Raw genomic sequence first — 25,648 nt, 5'->3', positions numbered from 1 at the left:
GGTCCTTTCAGTCGGTCTGGTACGAAGCGGATTCCGGTGCCGATCGGACGACTCGCCGACGACCGGGCGGATCGCTCGACGCACCCTGCGCCGGCAGCCCGTGGTCATCGAGCGCGACCCCGAACACGGCGCGGTAGATGTCGCCGCCGAAGCTCGTCCGCAACGGTGGCGCGGGCTCCAGCTGGTAGGGACGCCTGCCGTCCGCGCCTCGCTCGGCGCGCAGGAAGCGCGACGGGCGCGAGTCGTCATACAGCTGCTGCGCCAGGGTGAACAGGTGTGTGACCAGGACGACGGTCACCCCGCTGTCGACCAGCGCGGTGAGGACGTCGAAGCCCACGTCCGACGCCTCCTGCTCGTTCGTGGACGCGAAGGACTCGTTCGCGAGCAGCAGACACCCCGGGCTGATCGCCTCGACGATGCGGGCCATCCGATCGAGTTCCTCGTCGAACTTTCCGTGCTCCATCGACGCGTCTTCCTCGCGCTTGAAGTGCGTGAAAACTCCTGCGCACACTGCGAACTCGAACGCGTCGGCGGCGACGAACATCCCGGCCTGCGCCATCAGCTGTGCGACGCCGAGCGCGCGCAGAGCCGTCGACTTGCCGCCGCGGTTGGCACCCGTCACCACGATGAGCGGCGCGTCGGCGGCCTTCACCGTCACCGGGACAGGGGCACTGCTGGTCCGCAGCGCGAGCGGCACGTCGCGCAGTTCGGTGGCGTTGAGCGCCCGGACGCCGGTGTCGATGACGGCCGGAACGCACACCGGCACACCGAGGTCGTCGAGGGATGCGTGCAGTCGCGCACACCCGAGGTAGAACGCCACCTCGCGCCGCAGGCAGCTCAGGAACGTCAGGATGTGCGTCGCCGATGTGTCCGCGGCGTGCGCGACCTGAGTCAGGCTCCTGTCCCGGAAGCTGCTGAACGCCTCCATGCCGGCCTGGTCCCGGTCGGCGATCGTGTAGGAGAAATTCGGTTTGCTCAGCCGTGGACGTCGCCCGATCAGCCGGTTGCCGGACAGGTTCGCCAGCTTCGGGCGCATGCCGGAGACGGCATCACCCTGGTCCAGCGACGCCGACACGAGCAGCCCGTGCGTGAGTTCCAGCTCATCGATGCGCTGGCGCGCCTCCTGCAGATAGGCATCGCCCAACTCCGTGCTGAGCGTTCGGCACATCTCACGCAGTGCCGCCGAATGCGCTTGGCCCTGCAGGGAATCAGTGACTTCACGCAGCTGCGCCACCGCCCCGAGCAGTCGGCGCAGGACGCGGACCGCACGCCGCAGGGTCGCCTCGGAACGCCACTCGAACGTCGTGCGGTAGATCTTGCGCTCGTCGGCCATCGCCTGGCCGGCGATGGTGTAGAGCTCTCGCAGCTCGGCGGTGTGCGCCAGCGCGTCGGCCAGCATCTCCTGCCGGTAGCGGACGGTCTCCGGTGTGGTGTCGGTCGCCGTCACCACCTGAGCGCACACGTCGTACACCAGGGGGTCGTCCCCGGCCATTGCGGTCAGCAGCGTCTCGAGCTCCAGATCGGTGACCAGGTCCGCGACCAGCGGTGCCACGCTCTCGGGCGGCTCACCGAGGTCCTTGTCGGCGAAGAGCAGGTGCGGTCTCACGAAGCCACCTGCTGCCGAATGTCCTGGTACGTCAGGTGATACCGCCGGGCGATCGCGGCTGCGTGCACCTTCCCGTCGGCCCGCTTGCGGACCACCTTGAACGTCCGCACGGAGTCGTCGCTGGTGTCCGTGGTGCTCATCATGCTGACCACGTGCTCGTCCAGCCGGGTCAGCTCGTCGACGAAGGTGACGTAGACACCGATCGCGCCGACATCGATGACGCGTCGCAGGACGCTCGCACCGAGCGCGTAGGCATCGGCGAGCGAGGTCGAGCCGAACGTCTCGTTGAAGATCACCACGCTGTCCTTGGTGGCCCGCTCCAACAGGCTTCTGGCGCGGCGCAACTCGTCCTCCAGCTTGCCGGCGAGCGTTTCGATGCTCTCAGCGCGTTCGAAGTGCGTGTAGACGGCATCAGGGAGGAAGAGGCGCGCCTCGACGGCTGGCACCGGCAGACCGAGTGAGGCGAGGTAGTGCAACTGGCCGAACATCCTTGCCGTGGTGGTCTTTCCGCCCTGGTTGGGACCGGAGACCGCGAGGATCTGCTCCGGCGGCGTCAGCTGCCAGTCATTGGCGACGCACCGCCGGTGGTCCTTGGCCAGCTGGCGGGCCAGGGCGACGTCGCACCCGGCGACGACGCGCTCGGTGCGGTCCGTGCGCGACAGCGTGGGCAGCACCCAGTGGGTGCCTGCCGCGTCCAGAGACTGCATGAAGTCGACGTACTGCAGGAAGAAGGCTGCTTCACGTTCATCGTCCTGCAGCCATTGCGGGACGAATCCGGCGTTGTTGCGGTGGAATTCGGCCGCATCGGTGAACAGCTTCGGATAGAGCTGGCTCAGCAGATGCAGCACGGCGGACTCGACCCGGTCCAGCTGGTGGGTCCCGCGGTGTTCCTCCCTGCGTTCTCCGGACCCGACACTCGCGAATCGCTCGAAGGTCGCGAGCACGGACCCGGCGAAGTCGGGTTCGTCGCCGGGCGCGGCGACGGTGATCTTGCCGGCGTGGGTGAACACGACGAACCGCAGCTCCTCGAACGCCTTGTCGAGGCGTGTGGCCTGGTCGAACAGCTCCGTGAACTCCGTGCTCTGCCGGTATGCCGCCAGCCGCCCGCGCAATGCACACAAACCCGCCGACGACACGGGAGCGCCCGCGAGGCCGTCCCCCGCCGCGGCCACCGCCCGACAATGCGCGAGCACTGTGCCCAGGAACCACCGGTGCGCCTGCAGGTCGTCATACAGTTTCTGGGCGAGCCGCGTGCGGACCGCTGCCGCGTCGACGACGAAATCCCGCAGCACGTGGAGTGTTTCGTCGTTCTCGAGATCACGGAACACCTCGTGCCGGTGCTCGACCACCTCGAGATCGTCGGCCGGACATTCGAAGATCTCTGCGAACTGGTATTCGTCGGCGCCGGCACTGATCGAGGCGAAGACCTGGTCGAGATTCAGGTCGTGCAGGGTGTCGGCCGGGGGCCGTCGAGCGAGCCGGCGCTCGTCGGGAGGCCGCGGGTACAACGGCGTGGGGCGATTGCGGAGTATGGGCATGGCTCACCTTCGTATCGATCGAAGGTGCCATCAGCCACGGGTGGCGGTTCGCGAAATTCGCGGGCGGGCTCCATCACCAGCTGTCACTGTAGCCGATGGCGCGGGCCGCGATGTTTCGGCGCTCGTCACGGCGTGTGGCTATGTTCGGGCTCGGTGATGGAGCCCGCCCGAGGCACGCCGTGCCCGAACCGCTGACCGCTGATGGCCCCTGTGATCCCTTCGTAGAAGGTGATTACAGGTGAAGACGAATGTCATCAGATGCTCCGCGGTCGTCCTGCGCGGATCGCGCGTGCTCCTCCTCGAACGCCGTGGGGACTGGGTGCTGCCGGGCGGCGAGCCCAACCCCGGTGAAAGCCTCCAATCGTGGCGACGGGGTCGACCTCGGCCTGGTCGGGGCTGGTGAAAGTTGGCCTGTGTGCGCGTCTTAGATTGTCGGCAGCCTCACGCGTCGCCGGGAACACCCGACCATCCAGGACAAGAGAAGAGCCCAGCCATGACCAGAGCCGCGATCGTCGCCCCAGCCCGCACGGGTGTCGGAGTCTTCGGGAAGTCCCTCCAGCCGGTGTCCGTCGAGCAACTCGGCGCGACGGTCGTCACGGCCGTGCTCGAACGTTCGGGCATCGACCCGGAAGCCATCGAGGACGTGGTCTTCGCGCAGTCCTACGCGAACAGCGAGACGCCATGCGTCGGCCGCTGGATCGCGCTGCAGGCCGGGCTGCCCATCCACACCGCCGGGATGCAGCTGGACCGGCGCTGCGGCGGCGGGCTGCAGTCAATCGCGACGGCGGCGATGATGGTGCAGACTGGCGCGGCCGACGTCGTGATCGCCGGCGGGGTCGAGAGCATGAGCAACATCGAGTACTACTCGACCAACCTGCGCTGGGGGAAGCGCGCCGGAAACGCCGCCTTCTACGACCGGCTCGACCGGGGCCGGGAGCGCTCGCAGCCCGAGGAGCGTTTCGGCTACATCTCCGGGATGATCGAGACCGCCGAGAACGTCGCGAAGCGCTACAGCATCACCCGCGAGGAAGCCGACGCCTTCGCGGCCCGCAGCCAGCAGAACGCCGCCGCCGCCTGGGAGCGTGGCACGTTCGACGACGAGGTCGTCCCGGTCTCGGTGCCGCAGCGCAAGGGTGACCCGGTGATCTTCGCCCGCGACGAAGGAGTGCGGCCCGGCACCACCGTCGAATCGCTAGCGGCACTACGCCCGCTGATGAAGGACGGCGTGACCACCGCCGGAAACGCCAGCCAGCAGAACGACGCTGCAGCCGCGTGCCTGATCGTCGCCGAGGACAAGCTCGACCAGTACGGCCTGGAGCCGATCGCCTTCCTGGAGGGCTGGACGGCCGTGGGCTGTGAACCGGCCGAGATGGGTCTCGGCCCGGTGCCGGCCGTCGAGAAGCTCTTCCGCCGCACCGGCCGCTCCTGGTCCGACATCGACCTCATCGAACTCAACGAGGCGTTCGCGGCACAGGCGCTCGGCGTGATCTGCGGCTGGGGGCTGGACGACATCGACCGCCTGAACGTGAACGGCTCCGGCATCTCGCTCGGCCACCCGGTGGGCGCGACCGGCGTCCGGATCATGACGACGCTCGTGCACGAACTCCACCGGCGCGGCGGCGGTCGCGGGCTGGAGACGATGTGCATCGGCGGCGGCCAGGGCGTGGCCGCGATCTTCGAGGTGATCTGAACAAAGGCAGTGGGGTGTCGCGGACCCGCGAGACCCAGCCGAGCACCTCACCGACCTGCGTGCACGCGGCGTGCTCGCCTCCTGAAATACCCACGACCACAACCAAGGAGAGACCCATGGCACTTCTCGACCAGCGCACCGCCGTCATCACCGGCTCCGCCCAGGGCATCGGCTACGCGATCGCCGAGGCGCTCGCCGCCGAGGGCGCGAACATCGTGATCGTCGACCTGGACGCGGATGCGGCCGGCGCCGCTGCGGCACGCCTGAACATCGGTGACCGCGCCGCTGGCGTGGCGTGCAACGTCGCCGACGGCGCAGACGTCGAGGGGGTCGTGCGGGCCGCGGTGGACCGCTTCGGGTCACTCGACGTGTTCGTCAACAACGCCGGCATCACCCGCGACGCGACTATGCGCAAGATGACCGAGCAGATGTTCGACGAGGTCATCGCCGTGCACTTGCGCGGCACCTGGCTCGGCACCCGTGCCGCGTCCGCCGTGATGCGGGAGCAGGAGCAGGGCGGGTCGATCGTGAACATCTCGTCGATCTCCGGCAAGGTCGGCCTGCTCGGCCAGACCAACTACAGCGCGGCCAAGGCCGGCATCCTCGGCCTCACCAAGGCCGCGGCCAAGGAGGTCGGCTTCGCGGGCGTGCGGGTCAACTCGGTCATGCCGGGCCTGATCCGGACGCCGATGACCGAGGGCATGCGGGAGGACATCCTGCAGACCCGGCTCAAGGAGATCGCGCTGGGGCGCATGGGCGAGGCGGCCGAGATCGCCCAGGCCGTCCTGTTCATGGCCAGCGACATGTCCAGCTACATCACCGGCGCAGTGCTGGAAGTCACCGGCGGCCGGCACATGTGAGCTACTTCGTCGAACGCTGCCGCTTGGCGAAATACTCCGAGAGCTTCTCCCCGGCGTCGCGGACGTGCTGCGCCATGAGTTCGCGCGCCTTGTCCGCGTCGTGGTTCTCCAGCGCGGCGAAGATCTCCCCGTGGTCGGCGGCGGTAGCCTCCGGCCACCCGTCGATCTGGGAGTAGAAGGTGCTGGGCACGTATTTCGCGAACGAGCTCAGCGCCCAGCGCAGCCGCTTGGATCCGGCGATGAGATAGACCTGCCGGTGGAAGTCGTGGTTCAGCTGCTCCAGTCGCTCATTCTCGCCGTTCTTCGCCGATTCGAGGAGTTGCTCGTGCACGGCGCGCAACTCCTGCAGCTGCGCGGGATCGACCCGGGCGGCTGCACGCGCGGTCAGCTCCCCTGCGATCAGCGCGTACGCTTCGAAAATGTCGCGGATGTCCTCGCCGGTGAGCGGCGCGACCGTGAACCCCTTGCGCGGCACCAGGTCGAGAAACCCCTCCACCCGCAGGGCTTGCAGCGCCTCGCGCACCGGAGTCGCAGATACGTCGAGATCCCTCCCGACGGCCTCCGTGCGGACTGCCTGACCGGGCACAAATCCACCCGCCAGAATCTGCTCACGGAGGTAGGTAGCGACGTCGTCACTGAGCTGACTCCTGTGCACGCACTTCCTCCGAACGACGTCGAACCGACGATCGGCGTGTCATCTACGCCGCCCATCAGCAATTCTCAGTATTCTATATAGTACCACGCCACCGTGATCGCCCTCGGGCCGCCAAGTCCGCCGCAGTGGGAAAGTCTTGGTATGAAGGGCAACTCCGATTGCATCGTTCGACGGCCCCAAGGTGAGTCACTGGCGCGTGATCGACGGCGCTCACGGCCTCTCGGCAACGGTCGCTTCCGGCACGCACGACCTTCAGCCACCAGGACGGAAACCGGCGACCGCTCGGTGCGCGTGGCCACGATCGTGACACTCTTCACCGCATAAGTCAGAACGAGGAGAAACACCATGGACGACGACGACTTCACGGACATCCTGGCCAGCGTGCGCGAGTTTGTGCGCACCCGGGTCGTTCCGCTCGAGGAGCAGATCGAGGCCGCGGACCGCATCCCGGACGAGCTGATCGCCGAGTCCAAGCAGATGGGCTTGTTCGGCTTGGCCATCCCCGAGGAGTATGGCGGCATCGGCCTGGACGCGCTGCAGGATGTCCGCCTGGCGATGGAGCTCGGCTACACCACGCCGGCCTACCGCTCGCTGTTCGGCACGAACAATGGCATCGCCGGCCAGGTGCTGGTCAACTACGGCACGGAGGAGCAGAAGCAGCAGTGGCTGCCCCGGCTCGCTTCCGGCGAAGTGATCGCCTCGTTCGCGCTCACCGAGGACGGCGCCGGGTCCGACCCGAGCGGCATGCGCACCGCGGCGGTCAAGGATGGCGACACCTACCTGATCACCGGCTCGAAGCGTTTCATCACCAACGCCCAGCTGGCTCAAGTGCTGGTTGTCTTCGCCCGCACCAACCCGAACGCCAGTGGCACCAAAGGCATTTCGGCATTCCTGGTCGACACCGACTCCCCCGGTCTGACGATCGGCCCGCACGACAAGAAGATGGGCCAGGAGGGCGCCTGGACCAGCGAGCTGTTCTTCGACGACGTCGTCGTCGGCACCGACCGGCTGATCGGCGGCAAGGAGGAGGTCGGCTTCCACGCCGCGATGGCCTCGCTCGCCAAGGGTCGGCTGCACATCTCGGCCATCTGCGTCGGGCAGGCGCAGCGGATCCTGGACGAGTCGGTGCGGCATGCCGCGACCGCGACGCAGGGCGGCAAGCCGATCGGCACCTTCCAGCTCATCCAGGGCATGATCGGCGAGTCGTATGCCGAGCTGCGCGCCGCACGAGCGCTGGCGCTGGAAGCAGCGCACGAGTTCCGCGACGGCACGGACCGCAAGCTCGGACCGTCGGCGTCCAAACTCTTCGCCAGCGAGATGCTCGGCCGGGTCGCCGACCGAGGGGTGCAGATCCACGGCGGCATGGGCTACATGCGCACCGTGCCCGTCGAGCGCTTCTACCGCGCGGCTCGCCTCTTTCGCATCTACGAGGGCACCAGCGAGGTGCAGAAGCTGGTGCTGGCACGGCAGCTGCTCAAGGCCGAAGGGCTGTGACGGAGCTTCAGAACCGGCAGATGCGCCTGGCGAGCCCGGAGCATCAGTCGCCGCTGCTCTGTGAGATCAGTTGCAGTTCGTCGTCCTGGACCACCGACCAGTACACCGAAGTGACGCCCGGCTTCAGACTGAGCCGAGCCACCGGGCGGTCGGCCGCGCACCGCTACGACCAGCAGAGCAGCGATCACCGCCGGGACCGGATACCCCGCACCGCACAGAGTCCCCCCGGCCGCAGGCAGGCCACGCGCACCACGGCACACGGCGACCGGGCTGCTCCAGCCGAAGGCACGGTCAGGTCTGACACGATCGAGGTGCCGCACCCAGCTACCCAAGGAGACCACGATGCCCAGCCACCTGGATCCCGAGATCATGAAGCGCTTCCCCGTCGTGGATGTCGCAGACCTGCCGCAGGACCTGCAGGACCGCATCATGGCGGTCGACGAGAAGTCCGGCTTCATTCCCAACGTGTTCATCGGCATCGCGCAACGGCCCGACGAGATGCGGGCGTTCTTCGATTTCCACGACTCGCTGATGGACCGGGAGACGCCGGGGCTCAGCAAGGCCGACCGGGAGATGATCGTGGTGGCGACGAGCGCCGCGAATTCCTGCCTCTACTGCGTCGTCGCGCACGGCGCCATCGCCCGCATCCGGGCCCGAAACCCTTACATCGCAGACCAATTGGCGACCGACTGGCGCAAGGCCGACCTCGACGCCCGGCAGTACGCCATCATCGCGGCCGCGATGAAGCTGGCGACCCGGCCGGCCGAGATCATCGACGCCGACCTCGACTCGCTACGCGAGCACGGGCTCTCCGAGGAGGACGTGTATGACGTCGGCACCATCACCGCCTTCTTCGCCATGAGCAACCGGCTGGTGCATTGGAGCGGCCTGATGCCGAACGCGGAGTTCTACCTGATGGGACGCGTCCCGAAGGGCAGTTGAGCGCGCGAACAGCCGCGTTCCACGGCCGGACCGCGCCGCAGCTAAATCGAGTCCAATTAGTTCTCGCACTCACCGTCCTGGCACGTCGGACTCCACTAATGTCGTTCGTGCATCAGCGCACGCGCCCCATTGTGATGGGAGGCGGGCTGCCTAACTACGCAGGAGGCGTCGTGGCCAGTCGATCCCGTACCCGTGTCTACAACAGCTGGTGGAGCTACCGCGCCGACTGCTGGTCGCGCCTCGAAGAGGCCGTGAACCGCGTTGTCGTCGCGCAGCGCCGAGATTCCCCGATCGACGGACTCGTCGAGCCGATCATGGAGCAGTGCACCGCACTGGTGCCCATCGAGCAGTTCTGGGCCTTCCCGGGTCCGGAGCTGTTCGCCCGGGTGCAGGAGCTGGCCGCCTCGGCCGACTACCCGCGGCTGCTGCACCTGGTCGCATCGATCAACCGGGCACTGGTGACCGAGTCCTACCGGCACGGGTCGATGGCCCTGCGCGATAATCAAGAGGCATCCGAGGACGACCTGCCGGAGCTCGAGCACAGCGACAGCGACCGGCCCTACTTCGAGGTGCTCGTCGTGGACACGCTCACCCCCGAGCAGGAACACGACCTGCGGGAGGAGATGCGTTCCTGGCGCCGGGCGGACGACAAGTTCGTCTACGAACTCGTCGTGGTCGGCTCCGGGCCGGAGGCGCTGGTCGCCATGCGGCTCAACGCCAACATCCAGGCGTGCGTCATCCGGCGCAGGTTCTCGCACGGCTCGCTGCACGACCTCACCGACCTGGACGAGTTCATCGATCCGGACCTGAGCGCCGAGCTCGCCGACCACACCCCCGATGAGCGCGCGCAGATCCTGGCCCGGCGGATGGCTCGCGAACGTCCCGAGGTCGACCTTTACTTGATGACCGAGGTCGGCGTGGAGGAGATGGCCGGTCGCCTGAGCCACCACTTCCGCCGCGTCTTCCACGCCCGTGAGGGATCGCTCGATCTGCACCAGAGCATTCTCGCCGGGGTGATGCACCGCTACCGGACCCCGTTCTTCGACGCCTTGCGCGCCTACGCCCACCGGCCGACCGGGGCGTTCCACGCGCTGCCGATCTCGCAGGGCAAGTCGATCGTCGGCACGCACTGGATCCGCGACATGGTCGGGTTCTACGGCCTGGACATCTTCCTGGCCGAGACGTCCGCGACCGGCGGCGGCCTCGACTCCCTGCTGGAGCCGACCGGCCCGCTGCGCGACGCGCAGGACTGCGCGGCGGAGACCTTCGGGTCCCGGCAGACCTTCTTCGTGACCAACGGGACGTCGACCGCGAACAAGATCGTCGCCCAGGCGCTGGTCGGGCCGGGCGACATCGTGCTCGTCGATCGCAACTGCCACCAGTCCCATCACTACGGCCTGATGCTGGCCGGCGCGCAGGTGTCCTACCTGGACGCCTACCCGCTCAACGAATTCGCCATGTATGGCGCGGTGCCGATCCGGGAGATCAAGCAGCGCCTGCTCGATCTGCGGGCAGCCGGCAAACTCGACCGGGTCCGCCTGCTCATGCTGACCAACTGCACCTTCGACGGCGTCGTGTATGACGTGGGCCGCGTCATGGAGGAATGCCTCGCGATCAAGCCCGACCTGGTCTTCCTCTGGGACGAGGCGTGGTGGGCGTTCGCGCGGTTCCACCCGATCTACCGGCCGCGCACCGGCATGCGCGCCGCGCGCACCCTGGTGGAGAAGCTGCGCACCCCGGAATACCGGGCGGCATACGAGGAATGGGACCAGACCGAGCGCAGCGACCGGGAGCTCGTCGAGGATCGGCTGATGCCCGACCCGGACACCACCCGGGTGCGGGTCTACTCCACCCAGTCGACGCACAAGACGCTGACCTCGTTGCGGCAGGGTTCGATGATCCACGTGCACGACCAGGACTTCGCGCAGAAGTCTCGCGAGGCGTTCCACGAGGCCTACATGGCGCACACGTCCACGTCACCGAACTACCAGATCCTGGCCTCGCTCGACTTGGGCCGCCGGCAGGCTGCGCTGGAAGGGTTCGAGCTGGTCCAGCGGCAGCTGGAATCGGCGATGCGGCTGCGCGACGCGATCGACAACCATCCGCTGCTCAGCAAGTACATGCACTGTCTGAGCACCGCCGAGATGATCCCTGACGAATACCGGGAGTCGCACCTGGCGCACCCGTTGCGCAGCGGGCTGCACAACATGATCCGGGCGTGGAGCACCGACGAGTTCGTGATGGACCCGACCCGGATCAGTCTCTACATCGGGCTGACCGGCATCGACGGCGCGACCTTCAAGCAGGCCGAGCTGATGGACCGCTTCAACATCCAGATCAACAAGACCTCCCGCAACACCGTGCTGTTCATGACGAACATCGGCACGTCGCGCAGTTCGGTGGCCTACCTGATCGAGGTGCTGGTGAGCATCGTGCGGGAGATCGACGAACGCAAGTCGGAGGCCAGCCGGGCCGAGACGATCGTCTTCGAGCGAGCTGTCGCGCGACTGACCAACGCGGCCGCCCCGTTGCCGGACTTCAGCGGATTCCACGAAGCGTTCCGCGATCCGTCCGAGCATCCCACTCCGGAAGGCGACGTGCGGCGGGCGTTCTTCCTGTCGTATGACGACACGAATTGCGAATACCTGCTGCAGGCCGAGGCAGAGGCGAAGCTGGCAGCGGGTGGCACCATCGTCTCGGCGACCTACGTCACGCCATACCCGCCGGGATTCCCGGTGCTGGTGCCCGGCCAGGTCTTCAGCACCGCGATCCTGGAATACATGGGCGCCCTGGATACCCCGGAGGTGCACGGCTACAACCCGGTCGTGGGCTACCGGGTCTACACCGATGCCGCCGTGGAGATCGCCATGGCGGACCGAGCCCGTCTCTACGCCGGGAGTGAGCAATGACCGAACGCAAGAATCCGGCGGCGAAGACCCCTCGCAAGCGGGCCCGTCCGGCGGCCAAGAAGGCAGCCACCCCCACCCCGGCCGCACCGCCGACGCGCGTGCCCAGCGGACCGGAGCCGCTGCCCACGATGGCCGGGGACGCGGCGTTCGCCCCGGCCGCCGCCGCCCACCGGCCGCTGCGCAACATCTCCGAGGTGCGGCACTTCTTCCGCACCAACGACGTGCCGGTCTACTTCTTCGGCGCGACGCCGTTCAACCTGCTCGGGCTGGATCGCTGGGTGCGCAACTTCACCTACGTCACCTACTACGACGCCTGGGACGGCGCCCACCCGAGGGTCTTCACCCCGCGCTACAAGCCCTACATCGAGTTCGAGAGCGGCGAGGAGATCAACAACTGGCTGCTGGAGAACGCCGAGGTGCGGGCGCTGATGAGTGCGCGGCTCGCGCCGGGCCAGCGGCCGAAGGTCGCGATGGTCTTCTTCGACGAGGAGACCGAACGCATCTGCGAGGAGCTCGGATACGATCTGATCCTGCCCTCGGCGCAGCTGCGCAATCACCTGGACTCCAAACTGGTGACGACCCGGCTGGGCGAGGAAGTCGGCGTCCCGAGCGTGCCGAACACCCTTGCGACAGTAAAGGATTGGGACGGTTTGTGCGCTGCGGCCGAAGCTGCCGGGCTCGGCACCGACCTCGTCGTGCAGACCGCGTACGGCGACTCAGGCAAGACCACGTTCTTCATCGCCACGGAGAGCGACTGGCGCAAGCATCGCAAGGAGATCGTCGGCAACGAGGTCAAGGTGATGAAGCGCATCAACAACCGCCCGGTAGCGGTTGAGGCTGTCCTCACCCAGTGCGGCACGGTGGTCGGCCCGTTCATGTCCGAACTCACCGGACACGCGAAGCTCACGCCATACCGGGGCGGCTGGTGCGGCAACGAGATGTACCCCGAGGTCCTCACCGGCGACGTGCGCGCGCGGGCGACCGCGATGGTGCGCCGGCTTGGCGACCGGCTGGGTGCGGAGGGCTACCGCGGCTTCTTCGAAGTCGACGTGCTGGTGGACATCGACACCGACGAGGCCTACCTCGGCGAGCTCAACCCGCGCATCAGCGGCGCCTCGTCGATCACCAACGTGACCTCGGGTGCGTATGCCGACGTGCCGCTGTTCATCTTCCACCTGCTCGAATACCTCGACGTCGACTTCGACCTGGACGTCGACGAGATCAACGAGCGGTGGCAGGAGCTGGCCGCGGTCGACCTGTGGTCGCAGATGATCATCAAGGAGGTCTCCCCCGCGGTCGAGCGCATCCTCACCGCGGCGCCCACCGGGCAGTACTACCTGGACCCGAGCGGCACCCTGGTCTTCCGCCGGGCGGCACTGGACTGGCATCAGTTGCAGGACGAGCACGAAGCGTTCTTCCTGCGCATCTACGGTCCCGGAGACTACCGCTGGAAGGGCGCCGACCTCGGCGTGCTGGTGACCAAGGGGCGGTTGCAGACCGAGCAGGGCGCAGGTCCGTCGAAACTGACCATCCGGGCCAAGCATCTGATTGATTCGATCCGCGCGCAGTACACCGGTGTCGCGCTGATGCCGGCGCCGGTAGCGCCGCCCACGGACGTGGTCAAGGGCAGTGCGCCCGCCGCCGTGGCGGACGTGGCCGGCAGTGCGCCGGACGCTGCCGGTTCCACCGGCTGATCGACGTCCCGCCCGGTCACGGGCGGGACGTCCGCCGTACCATCGACAGGCCGCGCGCCGTGGAGGCGCCGGCGCTGCGTGCAGTTGTCGCGAGAGTGGAGTTGGCAAGTGGTCCTGGGCGAGTTCGACATGCATCCGCACTCGCAGGTGACGCTGGACAACTGGCAGATCGCACCGCAGCTGCACTGGTCGATGCAGCACATCGAAGACCTCTTCCCGACGGCGGCGATCTCCCGCGGGACGGGACCCGTGGCGGCGCTCGACTACCGGCCCGACGCGCTCGGCGCGGTCCAGGTGGCCCACCCCGACGGCACCACCTCCAGCGTTGCCGACGTCATGGCATTCAGCAACACGGACGCGTGGATCGTGACCCAGGGCTCGCGGATCATTGCCGAGGAGTACCCCTCGGAGATGCTTCCGGACACGCGCCATCTGCTGATGTCGGTCAGCAAGTCGCTCGTCGGGACTGTCGCCGGGGCACTCATCGCGTCCGGCGAGCTGGACCCGGCGCAGCTCGTCAGCACCTACGTGCCGGACCTGGCGGACAGCGGGTATGCCGGGGCGACCCTCCGCAACCTGCTTGACATGCGGTCCGGCATCCACTTCTCCGAGGAATACCTGGACCCGACCGCGGAGGTCCGGGTGCTGGAGCAGGCCATCGGCTGGGCGACCCGCACCCACCCCGGTGTGCCCCGCACGATGTACGACTTCCTGCTGACCCTGCGGCAGAAGTCCCCGCACGGGGGCCCGTTCGAATACCGCAGCGGCGAGACCGATGTGCTGGGCTGGGTCTGCGAGGCCGCCGCCGGGACACGCATGCCACAGCTGATGTCCACGTTGCTCTGGTCGCGCCTCGGCACCGAAGAGGACGCGGTCATCGCGATTGACTCGGCCGGCGCGGGAATGTTCGACGGCGGCATCTGCGCCATCCTGCGTGACCTGGCCAGGTTCGGAGCGATGCTCGTGCGGGACGGGATCTCGCTGACCGGCGAGCAGGTGGTGCCGGCCTGGTGGATCGACGACGCCTGCACCGGCGACCCGGACAGCCGCGCCGCGTTCGCGCAGAGTCCGACCATCACCCTGATGCCGGGCGGGATGTACCGCAACCAGTTCTGGCTGCCCTACCCGGACCGGAATGTGTTGCTGTGCCTGGGCATTCACGGTCAGATGATCTACGCCGATCGTGACACCGGCGTGGTCGCGGTGAAGCTGTCCAGCTGGCCCGACCCGCAGGATGCGGTCAAGCTCTTCTCCACCCTGCGCGCCTTCGAGACCATCTCCCGCCTCTACGCGTAGCAGCGGTCGGCGCATCAGGCCTTCGTCATACCCATGCAGGGTTCGCAACCGGCAGGCGGCACATCGCCACCGACGTGGCGGACGCCGCGAGCGTGGCTGCCCGTCGCGTTCGCCGCTGCCATGGTCGCCGCTGCGCAACTGAGCGGGCAGCGAGCGGTTGTCTTCCCCGAAGGTGCCGCGCTGGCCTTCGGTGCCTGGGTGATGTGGCACCCGCAGTGGATCGTCCCCCGGTGGCGCCTGGTCGCGACGCCGACGTGCTGCGCGGTGGCAGGGGTGGGGATGGCGCGATTGCTGCCCGCTCGGCTGGCGGCCGAGGTCGCCGCGCTGGCCTGCGCGACCGTGGTCCTGCTGGTCCTGCGGTCGCAGATCGCGCCCGCCCTGTCAGCGGCCACGCTGCCGACGGTCTTCGGCATACGGTCCTGGGTCTATCCGGTGGCAGTGCTGGCGATCGCGACGGTGATGGTGGTCGGCGTCACCCTCCAGGCACGTGCGACTCCCGGGCACCCGGCCCGGGCCGAGCCATCCGCACCCGGCGGGCGATGGCCAGTGAGCGGGTTCCTGTGCTACGCCGCCCTGGCCGCCGCGTGGTTCGGGGCAGCGGCGGCATTGCACCTGCCGAGCGTCGCAGTGGCTCCGCCGCTGGCGGTGTCGGGCCTCGAATGGTTCTTCGAACATCCGAGATCGGTGCGGGTGGGTGCCGGGCGTGCTCTGCTGCTCGGACTGGCCTGGGCGATCGGCTCGGCTGCAGTGTGGCACCTGCCAGCGGTCCTCGCCGCCGTCCTGGCCACCAGCTGCGCCCTGGTGCTCATGCTCACTCTGTCGCTCCGCTGCGCACCCGTTCTCGCGATGGCACTGGTCGCCCAGATCGCCGGGCCGGTCCGCAGCTGGACCGGCACCGCCCGCGACGCCGGCCTGATCGTCGCCAGCGTCGTCGTGCTTTATCTGGCCGCGGCCGTCGCGGCGCGGCTGTGGCGACGCAGGCCGGGCTCTTCGCCGGGCGGGTGATGAATTGCGTCGCGCCGGCGACTGACCTTGGCTGCACATCTACACAACAGCTGTCATTCCTCCGTCGACGTACAGCGTCTGTCCGTTCACGAAATCCGAGGCTCGCGAGGCGAGAAAAACCACGGCGCCAACCAACTCCTCCACTCGGCCCCACCGGCCAGCTGGAGTGCGACTCTGGATCCACGACGAGAACTCCCGATCCTGAACGAGCGACGCCGTCAGATCTGTCGCGAAATAGCCTGGCGCAAGCGCGTTCGCTTGGATTCCGTGCGGTGCGAGCTCCGCGCAAAGGCCCTTGGTGAGCATCACTACGCCACCCTTGGTAACGCCATACGCTGTTGTACCTGGTCGCGCGAGGCTGCTCTGGATCGAGGCGATATTGATGATCTTGCCGCTGCCTCGGGCAATCATCCCGGGCGTGAACTGTTGCGTCAGGAAGATGCCAGGAGTCAGGTTAGTCGCAACCAGCGCCTGCCAGTCCGAGGGGGTGAAGTCGGTGATCGCGCCGCGCCGCTGGATCCCGGCGTTGTTCACGAGTATGTCGGGGGTGCCAAAATCTGACACAATCGCGCTCGTAGCGGCGGCGATCGCCTCAGGGTCGGTCAGATCGAACGCAGAAGCATGAGCACGCTGTCCAGAGCTCTGCGTGACTTCAGCTGCCGCTGCGCGAACTGCCGAGATGTCCCTGCCGTGCAGGATGACCTCTGCGCCTGCGGCAGAAGGTCCATGAGCGAGCGTCAAACCGATGCCACGCGTCGACCCGGTGACCAGAGCCGTTCGCCCGGAGAGATCGAACAAGCCCACCGCCGAGCTCCCTTCACAGGCGTAGTGACCCCGGTGGGCAGCGCGTCTGTGCGCTGCCCACCGGGACCAATTGTCGTTATGCGGCGCGAGCGCCGGTCATGATCGCGACAGCATCCTCCATCGTGTGTGTCTGCGGCGACAGCACGGCCGCGCGGCGACCGAGCCGCTGGACGTGTATGCGGTCAGCCAGCTCGAAGACACTCGGCATGTCGTGACTGATGAGCACGATCGGCAGGCCGTGGTCCCGCAACTGCTTGATGATCGCGGCAACTTGCGCTGACTCTCGCACGCCCAGTGCCGCGGTCGGTTCATCGAGGATGACGACCTTGCTGCCAAAGGCCGCTGCTCGGGCGACGGCTACTGCCTGGCGCTGACCACCGGAGAGCGTTTCCACGGGTTGAGTAATATCCTGCAACGTCTGGATTCCCAACCGATTCACATGTTCTCGCGCTTCCCGTCGCATCCTGGCAATGTCCATATGTCGCAGGACACTGCCCAGTAGACCTGACTTGCGGATCTCTCTGCCCAGGTAGAGGTTGCTCGCGATATCCAGCGCCGGAGCAACCGCAAGTGTCTGATAGACCGTTTCGATACCCGCATCCTTTGCGTCTTGCGGTGACCGGAAGGTCACCTTTTTGCCATCGAGGTAGATCTCGCCGCTGTCCGGACTCGAAGCACCCGACAGACACTTGATCAAGGAGGACTTCCCGGCCCCGTTGTCGCCGATGACCGCCAGGATCTCGCCCGGAAACAGCTCGAAGTCGGCTCCGCGCAGCGCCTCGACGCGTCCGTATGCCTTCCGGAGCGCTGTGGCTGACAGGACCGGCTCCTTGCGGGCGTTTGCCGGACTTCCGTCGTTCATGTCCGCACCTTCCGGATCCACTGGTCCACGGCGACCGCTGCAATGACGAGAAGCCCCTCTGCCAGCTGCTGGTAAAGGTCTTGCACTCCAGCCAGCGCGAGACCGTTCTGGAAGACCTGAACGATGAGCGCCCCGAAGAGGGTGCCGAGAACGATTCCACGGCCGCCGAACAAGCTCACCCCACCAATGACCGCCGCAGTGATGCTATCCAGGTTCAAGGTGGAGGAGATGTTGGTGCTCGCGTCGCCGACCCGGCCGATCTGGACCCACGCGGCGATGCCGTAGATAAGACCCGCCAGGACGTACACGCTCAACAGCAAGCGAGCGGTGTTGATGCCCACCAGTCGAGCGGCCTCCGGGTCGTCTCCGACGGCATACACATGCTTGCCCCACGCTGTCCGGCCGAGCGCGTAGCCCACGATCAGATAGAGCACGAGCATCACGATGACGCCGGTCATCAGGGAGAACGAGCCGATCTTGATGAGGTTTCCGGGCCACAGCAAGAAATTCCCAGCTGAAGGAGTGAGCGTCTGCCCGTTGGCGTAGAGCAACCCGAGGGCCGTGAAAACGCCAAGAGTGCCAAGGGTGCCGATGAATGGCGGCACCTTGAACCGGGTGACCAACAGGCCGTCGACCAACCCGGTGACCAGGGCAACGACGAGGCCACCGGCGATCGCCAGCCACACCGGCCACCCTGAGGTCAACGCCAATCCGGCCATCACCATCTGGGCAAGGATCATCGCCGCGCCAACGGCCAAGTCGATGCCCGCTGTCAGGATGATGACCGTCTGGCCAAGCGCAAGTAGCCCGATCACTGCCACCTCTTGCAACATGATCGACAAGTTCGCGGCGCTGAAGAACCGGCCGTTGATCAGATCGAAGATGATCGCCGAGATCACCAGTACGACCAGCGGGCCGAGCGAGGGGTGAGCGTGCAACACATGCTGCACTCGATTGCCGATCGTCGGCGCCTTCGCCCCTTCGGGGGGCGGACCGGACCCTGTGTCGGTCGCCTCTACAGTCATCCCTGATCAGCCCCAGCACATATTCGCGGCGGCCTTGGTGGTGATGCTCGGGATCCCTGGCTGCGGGCTATCGGTGTAGAGCTTGGTGCCCGTGTTGTAGAAGTCCTTCCCGCTCTGATTGGTGGGCTTCTTACCAGTCTTGACGTATTGCGCGATCGCGTCGACGCCGTCCGCTGCCATCTTGCCGGGGAACTGACCAGCTGTGGCACCGACCTCGCCACTGGCGACGAACGGCAGGTTGCTACAACCACCGTCGATGGCGACCACGGTGACGCCCTTCTTCCCGGCTGCCTTCAACGCATGTGCGGCGCCTTGGGACGCGGGTTCGTTGATGGCATAGACCAGATTGATGTTCGGATCCTTGGAAAGGCAGGTCTCCATCGCCGTCTGCCCGCCGGTGACGGATCCGTTCGTCGGCAGCTGACAGGCGATCTTGTAGGTTCCGCCCTTGCCGCCGGTGTACTTGCCGGACTTGGGCTCCTTGCCATTGACGTTGTTGTCCCCAACCGGGATGCCCATCCCCTGCAAGAATCCGTGATCGCGATCGACGTCAACGGTGATCACCTGGTTGGCGAGATCATCGAGCATCGCGATGTCAGCGGACTTGCCGTCCAGCTTCGCTGCTGCCCACTTGCCGTCGAGGACGCCTGCGGCAGTGTTGTCCGTCGCGTACGTCACGTTCGCCACACTCGCCGGGATCGGTGGGGTGTCGACCGCAACAACGATCAGCCCCGCCTTGCGTGCCTTGAGCAACGCATTGTTGACCGCGTCGCCATTGAGGCTGATGATGATGCCCTTGTCACCCGCGGCGATCGCCTGCTCGATCTGGTTGATCTGCGACGTCGTGTCGTCGTCAGCCTTGCCGGCCGTCACCTGCAGCTGGATACCGTCCTTCGCAGCCTCCTGTTTGGCCGTCTTCTCCATCGAGATCCAGTAGGGGTTCGTGAACTCCTTCAGGATCAACGCGACCTTCACCTTGCCGCCTTTGCCGCCAGATGTACCGCCCTGGGACGAGGCGGTCCCACCGCTACTGCACGCGGCCAGGGCGAGCGCACCCGCACCGATGCATAGCAGTCCTGCTACAACGCGACGCTGCGGCTTCCTGTGTCTGCGACTGATCATTCGTAACCTCCGGAACAAGCACTTGAGAGTGTGATGGCGAACACACTAGAGCTCGCGCAAGCGTTTACGCAAGCGTTTGCGCGACATCGCTCAAACGGCTTCGCGGAGGCCGAGAGGGTTGTTAAATGGTCATAGTCAGCTCTTCGCGCAGAATGTCGAAGGGTCCGGCTACTACCATCAAGGAGGGACCACCATGGTGAAAATGGCCGACGTCGCAGCGACCGCGGGGGTGTCGATCACGACCGTCTCCCACGCACTCAACAACACCCGCCCCGTGAGCGACGAACTGCGCGCGCGTGTGCTCGCAGCCGTCCGCGACACCGGCTATACGCCCAACAGTGTTGCCCGCGCGCTGGTGACCCAGAGCACCATGCTGATCGGGGTCGTCATGTCCTTCCTGTCCAACCCGTTCTTCGCCCCGCTCGTCACCCACATCGACCGCACGGCCCGTCGCCGCGGATACACGCTGCTACTCACCGAGAACCACGAGAACGCAACGGATGAGGCGATGCAGGTCAAGGTCATGCTCGACCGGCGTGTCGATGGCATCATCATCGCTCCCGCAGCACGCAACCTCCACGAAGTCATCAGCCGGCTCACCGCGAGCGGCACCCCGACCGTGCTGATCGACCGGCTCTCCGAGGGTGAATTCGACGAGGTGGGCGCGGACAATATCGAGCCCACGGCGCAAATGATCGAACACCTAGCAGCCCACGGCCACACCCGAATCGGGTGCATCAGCGGGCAACCTGGTCTGTCCACGACATCGGAGAGGCTCACTGGCTACAGAGTCGGGCTGCAGCGGGCCGGACTGCTTTTTGACCGCAAACTCGTTCGGGCGGGGGCTTCACAGATCGAGCCCGCACGCAAGTCGGTCAAGGCACTCATGACCGGGCCGAACCCGCCCACGGCACTCTTCAGCGCCAACAATGCGATGACGGTCGGCATGTTGCGCGGGTTGCGCGACCTCGGTCTGCGTGTTCCGGACGACGTGGCGGTCGGGGCCTTCGACGACTTCGAGTGGGCCGATCTGATGTCGCCGCAGCTGACGACGGTGGCCCAGCCGATACCGCAGATCGGTAGTCTCGCAACGAAGCTGCTGCTGCGACGTATCGACGGATACGACGGCCCGACGGAGCGGCACGCCATACCCCCGCTACTGCAGGTGCGCGATTCGTGCGGTTGCAACCAGGTGGAGCTCGGCCGGTGATCGGTCGAGAGCAACCCCAGTTGCACCACGATCTCGACCTCGCATTCCTCACCCAACGCGCGGAGCGTTTGATCGCCCAGGACGGCCGACGATTGCTGGCCATCGCGGGAGCGCCCGGCGCTGGAAAGAGCACTCTTGCTGCCGCCCTTCTCGCAGCCCTGCCGCAAGGCTCCGCCGCACTGGTGCCGCAAGACGGCTTTCACCTCGCCGACAACGTACTGACCGACCTCAGCCTCCGCGATCGCAAGGGAGCACCGGAAACCTTTGACGCCAGCGGATTCCACGCTCTGCTGCAGCGGCTCTCACACAACACCGAACCCGTCGTGTATGCCCCGCAGTTTCACCGTGAGCTGGAGGCAGCCGTTGCCGGAGCGATCGGAGTGCCGGCCGAGACCCCGCTCGTCGTCGTCGAAGGCAACTACCTGCTGCTCGACGACGAACCGTGGGCAGCGAATCACAATCTGTTCGACGAGGCCTGGTTTCTCACTGTGGACGACGTGACCCGACGCGAACGGCTCATCCGGCGACACCAGAATTTTGGGAAGTCATCTCAGGATGCGGTCAGTTGGACAATGGGAAGCGACGAGCGCAACGCCGCACTGGTGCGGAGTTCGGCAAGCTTCGCCGATCTGATCATCACCGCCGACGCCCCACGGTTGCATTGAGACGACGACGTCACGCTGAATCGGTGGAGAGGACAGGACCCTCGACTCGATGACCCAGCCGATGCGGGCGTGTGCCGGCTCAGCTGCCGAGTCGGCGCAGCGCCGACTCGAAGCGCCCAACCGTCCCGTTCACGTCGGTCAGTTTATCCAGCCCGAAAAGGCCGAGCCGGAAACTGGAGAAGTCGCCCGGCTCGCCGCAGTGCAGCGGCACGCCGGCGGCGACCTGCAGGCCGACCCTCTTGAACGCGGCGCCACTCTTCAGCTCGGGGTCGTCGGTGTGAACGACAACCACACTGGGAGAAGCGAATCCGTCCGCGGCGACCGAACGGAAACCCGCACCTGCGAGCACGTCGCGAACCTTCGAGCCCAGCTCGACCTGCGCGTCGCGCAGCTTCTCCAGGCCGATGTCGCGCGCCTCGAGCATCAGTGCCGCGTTGTGCGCGAGACCGTCGGTCGGCAACGTCGCGTGGTATGGCGTGGCGCCCTCGACATACGACTCGCTGATGGACAGCCACGTGGCCAGATCCATCGCGAAGCTGGTCGACGTGCTCGCGCTCACCGCCGCCCGCCCGGCGTCCCCAAGCATCACGTAGCCGGCACACGGCGTGCCGCTCCAGCCCTTCTGCGGTGCCGTGATTAGCACGTCGACGCCGAGCTCGGTCATGTCCACCCAGAGCGCCCCGGACGCCACACAGTCGAGGACGAAGAGCCCGCCTGCCTCGTGGACCGCCGCCGAGACGGCGCGCAGGTAGTCGTCCGGCAGCACGATGCCGGAGGCGGTCTCGACGTGCGGGGCGAAGACGATCTCCGGACGGTGCTCGCGGATCGCCTGCACCACCTCATCGACCGGCGCCGGCTGCCAGGCCGCCTGGTGCGCGTCGCTGACCGAGCGCGCCGCGCAGATCGTCACCTCGTCGGTCACCCGACCGGCTGCCAGGATCTGCGACCAGCGGTAGGAGAAGAGACCATTACGGATCACGAGCGCGCGCTTGCCCGTGGCCAGTTGCCGCGCCACGGCCTCCATCGCGTAGGACCCGCCGCCGGGGACCACCGCGACGGTCTCGGCGTGATAGGTCGTGCGCAGCACACTGAGCAGGTCTTGCATCGCGTGCAGGAATCGCTGCGACATGTGGTTGAGCGAGCGGTCGGTGAAGACCACCGAATACTCGAGCAGGCCGTCCGGGTCGATGTCGTCGTGTGGCAGGTTCACGTTCGCACGGTGCCACACTCCCGGTGAGTTCGGAAGTCAGGCCCAACGCTCGGGCACGTCATACGCTCGATCCGTGACGACACGCACCTGGCTCAGCTGGAGCAGCGGCAAGGACAGCGCGACCGCCCTGCGGGCGTTGCGCGCGGATCCGCAGATCGACCTCGTCGGCCTGCTGGTGACGGTGAACGAAGCTGCCAACCGGATCGCGATGCATGCGGTACGACGCTCACTGCTCCACGCGCAGGCAGAGCGGCTGGGGCTGCCGGTCCACGTGGTGCAGATCCCGCAGCACTGCTCCAACGAGGCTTACGAAGAACGAATGACGCTGGCACTGAACGACGCTCGCGCATCCGGCATCGAGGCTGTGGCCTTCGGCGACCTGTTCCTGGCGGACGTGCGCGCCTACCGGGAGACCGCGCTTGCCGGCACCGGGCTGCAGCCGCTGTTCCCGCTCTGGGGGCGACCGACCGACCTCCTCGCGCACGACCTCGTCGCCGGCGGGCTGCGCGCCGTGCTGACCTGCGTCGACCCGGCCCAGCTGGACGCTTCGTTCGTGGGCCGCCCGTATGACGAGGAGTTGCTCGCCGATCTACCGGCCGGCGTCGACCCATGCGGCGAGAACGGCGAATTCCACACGTTCGTCTGGGATTGCGCGGACTTCGCGAGTCCCGTCGAGATCCGCACCGGTGAGGTCGTGTCACGTGACGGGTTCGTCTTCTGCGACGTGATCGAGACCGGCGGGGCGTGAGCATCGCCCCACCATCCCGCCTCCGGAGTATGCAGAGCGAGCGCTCCGGCGCGCGCTGGGCATGCTCCCGACATCTGGCCGCGCCTGGAGTATGCCGAGCGAGCGGTCCGGCGCGCGCTGGGCATACTCCAAATAGCGCGGCGCGAGGTGATTGCCGGACGCGCAGGGCTCCGACGGTCAGCCGAGCTCCTGCACCATCGCGATGATCTCGTCGAGCATCGCCTCGGTGAGGCGGCCGGTGAAGGTGTTCTGCTGGCTGACGTGATAGCAGCCCACAAGCTCGACCGGGCCACCTGGACTGCCCAGCGTGGCGCGGGCGCCATGGCCGAACTTCGGCTTCGGGCGCGGCACCTCCCAGCCGATCGAGCGAACGGTGGAAATCGTTGTGTCCCAGCCGATCCCGCCCAGCGTAAGGATGACGCGCAGCCGGTCTTGCGATAGCTCCAGCTCGCGCGCCAGCCACGGTGCGCACGTGGATTTCTCCGAGGTGGACGGCTTGTTCGCCGGCGGCGCGCAGCGCACCGGTGCCGTCAGCCGGATCCCCGTCAGCTCCAGCCCGTCCCCCGCACTCACCGAGTCAGGCTGGCTGGCGAACCCGCCGCGGTGCAGTGCCGCGAAGAGCCAGTCGCCCGACTTGTCACCCGTGAACATCCGGCCGGTCCGGTTGGCGCCGTTGGCGGCCGGCGCGAGACCGATGACGAGCCGGGTCGCGTCGGGATCACCGAAAGGTGGCACCGGCCGGCCCCAGTAGGGCTCATCCGCGAACGACCGGCGCCGCCCGGTCGTGGCCACTTCCTCGCGCCAGGCCACCAGCCGGGGACAGGCCCGGCATGCCGACTCCACAGCGGCCAGCTCGTCGAGGCTGTCGGCGCTGCGCGCCAGCCGGAGCACCGAAGCCGGGTTTCGGGCGATCGGCGTATCTGCTGTCGCAGGGTCGCCCGGCCATCCTGTCCCCGGCGGCACGGGTGATGCGAAGGGCTCGCCCGTGACCGGGTGCTCGCTGCGCTCGCTCATGACCTCTTGATAGCCGGTGTCGCACCGTCCTGCCAAAATGCTCCGGTGTCCACGATCGTGTTCTTCCACGCCCACCCCGACGACGAGAGCTCGCAGACGGCCGGTTCCATGGCACGCGCGTCCGACGAGGGACACCGCGTGGTCGTCGTCTACGCCACCGGCGGCGAGCACGGCGAGGTGCCGGACGATCTCGCTCCCGGCGAAACCGTTGCCGACCGGCGGCGCGCCGAGGCCGAGGCCTCCGCGCGGGTCACCGGCACCGCCCGAGTGGCCTGGCTCGGCTACCACGACTCCGGGATGACAGGTTGGGAGCAGAACGCCGACCCACTCTCCTTCCACCAGGCACCCGTGGAGCAGGCGGCCGCGCGGCTCGCGGCGATCCTGGACGAGGAGGACGCCGACGTCCTGGTCGGATACGACTGGCACGGCGGCTACGGACACCCCGACCACGTCAAGGTCCACACCGTCACCTATGCCGCGGCGGCACTCGCCGCCCGCGCGCCACGTGTGCTCGAGGAGACGATGAATCGCGACGCGATGCGCACCCAGCTCCAAGCGGCCAGGGCTGCGGGCATCGAGGTCGAACTCGACCCCGACGGCCCGATGGACGACGGCAACCCGATGGGCCTTCCCGAGGCCGAACTGCACTGGGCCGTCGACGTTTCCAGTTATCTGGACCGGATCCGGGCGGCAATGCAGTCGCACCGCAGCCAGGTCTCCGACATCGGCATGTTCATGGCGATGCCGCGCGGGGTCTTCGCCGCCTCGTTCGGCACGGAGTATTTCCGGGAACGTGGCCGCCCGGACGGTATGACGCATGCCTGGTTCCTCGGCGGTGAGCAGTGACGCTGCGGCCTGCCGAAGACATCCCCGTCGGGCAGGAAATCGACTGCGGCAGTTACCAACTGACCGAGCCGGAGATCATCGGCTTCGCCACTGCGTGGGACCCGCAGTATTTCCACATCGACCCTCAGCGGGCCGCGCGTAGCGAGTTCGGGGGCTTGATCGCCAGCGGCGTGCACACGCTTGCCATCTATCAGCGCCTCGCCGCCGACGGCTTCTACCAGGACTATGACGTCATTGCCGGTCGCACCCTGGAGCAGGTGCGCTTCCTGCGGCCCGTCCGCGCCGGCGATGTGCTCACCTGTTCGATCACAGTGCGCTCGGTGGAGCCGGACCGGCCAGGAAGGTCCCGGGTGCTCATCGACGGACGGCTGCGCAACCAAGCGGGCAAGGAGGTTTTCGAGCTTGAGGTCGATTGCCTGATGCGGTCGCGTGACGACCGCAGGTCGGTCTGAC

General features: G+C 67.2%; 22 protein-coding genes and 2 riboswitches. Of the genes, 13 read left to right on the top strand and 9 right to left on the bottom strand.

Features of this window, described 5'->3' with window-relative positions; translation table 11 throughout:
- Positions 1-7: 7 nt before the first annotated feature.
- Together EFY87_RS03100 and EFY87_RS03095 are read right to left on the bottom strand one after the other, a co-directional pair.
- The gene (locus EFY87_RS03100; protein WP_123269994.1) at positions 8-1,606 is read right to left on the bottom strand and encodes a MutS-related protein; all 1,599 of its coding nucleotides are present in this window, start codon (positions 1,604-1,606) and stop codon (positions 8-10) included.
- A complete protein-coding gene (locus tag EFY87_RS03095) occupies positions 1,603-3,144 on the bottom strand; it encodes a MutS-related protein (RefSeq protein WP_123269993.1) in 1,542 nt (513 codons plus the stop codon). Before EFY87_RS03095 ends, EFY87_RS03100 begins: the two co-directional genes overlap by 4 nt.
- 14 nt (positions 3,145-3,158) lie before the next feature.
- Positions 3,159-3,231: riboswitch (Fluoride riboswitch) on the bottom strand.
- Positions 3,232-3,287: 56 nt separating this feature from the next.
- Positions 3,288-3,362, top strand: a riboswitch (Fluoride riboswitch).
- Positions 3,363-3,637: 275 nt separating this feature from the next.
- Here EFY87_RS03095 and EFY87_RS03090 point away from each other — a divergent pair.
- Positions 3,638-4,834, top strand: a complete 1,197-nt coding sequence (locus tag EFY87_RS03090; RefSeq protein ID WP_123269992.1) for an acetyl-CoA C-acetyltransferase — start codon at positions 3,638-3,640, stop codon at positions 4,832-4,834.
- Positions 4,835-4,950: 116 nt separating this feature from the next.
- Complete coding sequence (gene fabG / locus EFY87_RS03085) at positions 4,951-5,694, top strand: 3-oxoacyl-ACP reductase FabG (protein ID WP_123269991.1); 744 nt, start codon at positions 4,951-4,953, stop codon at positions 5,692-5,694.
- A gap of 1 nt (position 5,695) precedes the next feature.
- Here the strand turns inward: fabG and EFY87_RS03080 are convergent, their stop codons facing one another.
- Positions 5,696-6,349, bottom strand: a complete 654-nt coding sequence (locus tag EFY87_RS03080) for a GntR family transcriptional regulator (RefSeq protein ID WP_123269990.1) — start codon at positions 6,347-6,349, stop codon at positions 5,696-5,698.
- A gap of 345 nt (positions 6,350-6,694) precedes the next feature.
- Between EFY87_RS03080 and EFY87_RS03075 the strand changes: the two genes are divergently transcribed.
- The 6 genes from EFY87_RS03075 to EFY87_RS03050 all read left to right on the top strand — a co-directional run bounded on the left by EFY87_RS03075 (position 6,695) and on the right by EFY87_RS03050 (position 15,689).
- Positions 6,695-7,843, top strand: coding sequence for an acyl-CoA dehydrogenase family protein (locus tag EFY87_RS03075; protein ID WP_123269989.1), 1,149 nt, complete (start codon positions 6,695-6,697; stop codon positions 7,841-7,843).
- Between the two features lie 342 nt (positions 7,844-8,185).
- Entirely contained in the window at positions 8,186-8,785 is a 600-nt protein-coding gene (locus EFY87_RS03070; protein ID WP_123269988.1) for a peroxidase-related enzyme, read from the top strand.
- 170 nt (positions 8,786-8,955) lie between these two features.
- Complete coding sequence (locus EFY87_RS03065) at positions 8,956-11,694, top strand: aminotransferase class I/II-fold pyridoxal phosphate-dependent enzyme (RefSeq protein ID WP_245988365.1); 2,739 nt, start codon at positions 8,956-8,958, stop codon at positions 11,692-11,694.
- A complete protein-coding gene (locus EFY87_RS03060; protein ID WP_181445427.1) occupies positions 11,691-13,388 on the top strand; it encodes a biotin carboxylase in 1,698 nt (565 codons plus the stop codon). Before EFY87_RS03065 ends, EFY87_RS03060 begins: the two co-directional genes overlap by 4 nt.
- A 108-nt stretch (positions 13,389-13,496) precedes the next feature.
- The gene (locus tag EFY87_RS03055) at positions 13,497-14,684 is read left to right on the top strand and encodes a serine hydrolase domain-containing protein (RefSeq protein ID WP_245988363.1); all 1,188 of its coding nucleotides are present in this window, start codon (positions 13,497-13,499) and stop codon (positions 14,682-14,684) included.
- A gap of 33 nt (positions 14,685-14,717) precedes the next feature.
- On the top strand, positions 14,718-15,689 hold the full coding sequence (locus tag EFY87_RS03050; RefSeq protein ID WP_123269987.1) for a hypothetical protein: 972 nt from the start codon (positions 14,718-14,720) through the stop codon (positions 15,687-15,689).
- A 39-nt stretch (positions 15,690-15,728) separates the two neighbouring features.
- Here the strand turns inward: EFY87_RS03050 and EFY87_RS03045 are convergent, their stop codons facing one another.
- From EFY87_RS03045 to EFY87_RS03030, 4 genes are all read right to left on the bottom strand, one after another.
- On the bottom strand, positions 15,729-16,493 hold the full coding sequence (locus tag EFY87_RS03045) for an SDR family oxidoreductase (RefSeq protein WP_123269986.1): 765 nt from the start codon (positions 16,491-16,493) through the stop codon (positions 15,729-15,731).
- A 76-nt stretch (positions 16,494-16,569) separates the two neighbouring features.
- Complete coding sequence (locus tag EFY87_RS03040) at positions 16,570-17,355, bottom strand: ATP-binding cassette domain-containing protein (RefSeq protein WP_123270220.1); 786 nt, start codon at positions 17,353-17,355, stop codon at positions 16,570-16,572.
- The gene (locus EFY87_RS03035; protein WP_123269985.1) at positions 17,352-18,380 is read right to left on the bottom strand and encodes an ABC transporter permease; all 1,029 of its coding nucleotides are present in this window, start codon (positions 18,378-18,380) and stop codon (positions 17,352-17,354) included. The genes EFY87_RS03040 and EFY87_RS03035 overlap by 4 nt, the downstream gene beginning before the upstream one ends.
- Before the next feature lie 6 nt (positions 18,381-18,386).
- Complete coding sequence (locus EFY87_RS03030; RefSeq protein ID WP_245988361.1) at positions 18,387-19,355, bottom strand: substrate-binding domain-containing protein; 969 nt, start codon at positions 19,353-19,355, stop codon at positions 18,387-18,389.
- Between the two features lie 340 nt (positions 19,356-19,695).
- On the opposite strand from EFY87_RS03030, the gene EFY87_RS03025 reads away from it, so the two are divergent.
- Entirely contained in the window at positions 19,696-20,712 is a 1,017-nt protein-coding gene (locus tag EFY87_RS03025) for a LacI family DNA-binding transcriptional regulator (protein WP_123269983.1), read from the top strand.
- Positions 20,709-21,377, top strand: a complete 669-nt coding sequence (locus EFY87_RS03020) for a nucleoside/nucleotide kinase family protein (RefSeq protein ID WP_245988358.1) — start codon at positions 20,709-20,711, stop codon at positions 21,375-21,377. The genes EFY87_RS03025 and EFY87_RS03020 overlap by 4 nt, the downstream gene beginning before the upstream one ends.
- 79 nt (positions 21,378-21,456) lie before the next feature.
- On the opposite strand, the gene EFY87_RS03015 is transcribed toward EFY87_RS03020, so the two are convergent.
- The gene (locus tag EFY87_RS03015) at positions 21,457-22,587 is read right to left on the bottom strand and encodes an aminotransferase class V-fold PLP-dependent enzyme (protein WP_123270218.1); all 1,131 of its coding nucleotides are present in this window, start codon (positions 22,585-22,587) and stop codon (positions 21,457-21,459) included.
- A 73-nt stretch (positions 22,588-22,660) separates the two neighbouring features.
- On the opposite strand from EFY87_RS03015, the gene EFY87_RS03010 reads away from it, so the two are divergent.
- The gene (locus tag EFY87_RS03010; protein WP_123269982.1) at positions 22,661-23,335 is read left to right on the top strand and encodes a Dph6-related ATP pyrophosphatase; all 675 of its coding nucleotides are present in this window, start codon (positions 22,661-22,663) and stop codon (positions 23,333-23,335) included.
- 177 nt (positions 23,336-23,512) lie between these two features.
- Here the strand turns inward: EFY87_RS03010 and EFY87_RS03005 are convergent, their stop codons facing one another.
- The gene (locus EFY87_RS03005; RefSeq protein ID WP_123269981.1) at positions 23,513-24,349 is read right to left on the bottom strand and encodes a uracil-DNA glycosylase; all 837 of its coding nucleotides are present in this window, start codon (positions 24,347-24,349) and stop codon (positions 23,513-23,515) included.
- A gap of 45 nt (positions 24,350-24,394) precedes the next feature.
- Between EFY87_RS03005 and EFY87_RS03000 the strand changes: the two genes are divergently transcribed.
- Both EFY87_RS03000 and EFY87_RS02995 read left to right on the top strand, forming a co-directional pair.
- On the top strand, positions 24,395-25,195 hold the full coding sequence (locus EFY87_RS03000; protein ID WP_123269980.1) for a PIG-L deacetylase family protein: 801 nt from the start codon (positions 24,395-24,397) through the stop codon (positions 25,193-25,195).
- Complete coding sequence (locus EFY87_RS02995; RefSeq protein ID WP_220093475.1) at positions 25,192-25,647, top strand: MaoC/PaaZ C-terminal domain-containing protein; 456 nt, start codon at positions 25,192-25,194, stop codon at positions 25,645-25,647. Before EFY87_RS03000 ends, EFY87_RS02995 begins: the two co-directional genes overlap by 4 nt.
- Position 25,648 lies beyond the last annotated feature (1 nt).

The organism is Flexivirga caeni, from assembly GCF_003724155.1.
Taxonomy (GTDB): Bacteria; Actinomycetota; Actinomycetes; order Actinomycetales; family Dermatophilaceae; genus Flexivirga; species Flexivirga caeni.
This window is presented reverse-complemented; position numbering and strand designations above follow the sequence as displayed.

Excerpts from the sequence above, each read along its gene's own strand:
- EFY87_RS03095 (WP_123269993.1), bottom strand. The coding sequence starts at position 3,144 with ATGCCCATACTCCGCAATCGCCCCACGCCGTTGTACCCGCGGCCTCCC.
- EFY87_RS03040 (WP_123270220.1), bottom strand. The coding sequence starts at position 17,355 with ATGAACGACGGAAGTCCGGCAAACGCCCGCAAGGAGCCGGTCCTGTCA.
- EFY87_RS03075 (WP_123269989.1), top strand. The coding sequence starts at position 6,695 with ATGGACGACGACGACTTCACGGACATCCTGGCCAGCGTGCGCGAGTTT.
- EFY87_RS03025 (WP_123269983.1), top strand. The coding sequence starts at position 19,696 with ATGGTGAAAATGGCCGACGTCGCAGCGACCGCGGGGGTGTCGATCACG.
- EFY87_RS03090 (WP_123269992.1), top strand. The coding sequence starts at position 3,638 with ATGACCAGAGCCGCGATCGTCGCCCCAGCCCGCACGGGTGTCGGAGTC.
- fabG (WP_123269991.1), top strand. The coding sequence starts at position 4,951 with ATGGCACTTCTCGACCAGCGCACCGCCGTCATCACCGGCTCCGCCCAG.
- EFY87_RS03060 (WP_181445427.1), top strand. The coding sequence starts at position 11,691 with ATGACCGAACGCAAGAATCCGGCGGCGAAGACCCCTCGCAAGCGGGCC.
- EFY87_RS03070 (WP_123269988.1), top strand. The coding sequence starts at position 8,186 with ATGCCCAGCCACCTGGATCCCGAGATCATGAAGCGCTTCCCCGTCGTG.
- EFY87_RS03050 (WP_123269987.1), top strand. The coding sequence starts at position 14,718 with ATGCAGGGTTCGCAACCGGCAGGCGGCACATCGCCACCGACGTGGCGG.
- EFY87_RS03035 (WP_123269985.1), bottom strand. The coding sequence starts at position 18,380 with ATGACTGTAGAGGCGACCGACACAGGGTCCGGTCCGCCCCCCGAAGGG.
- EFY87_RS03005 (WP_123269981.1), bottom strand. The coding sequence starts at position 24,349 with ATGAGCGAGCGCAGCGAGCACCCGGTCACGGGCGAGCCCTTCGCATCA.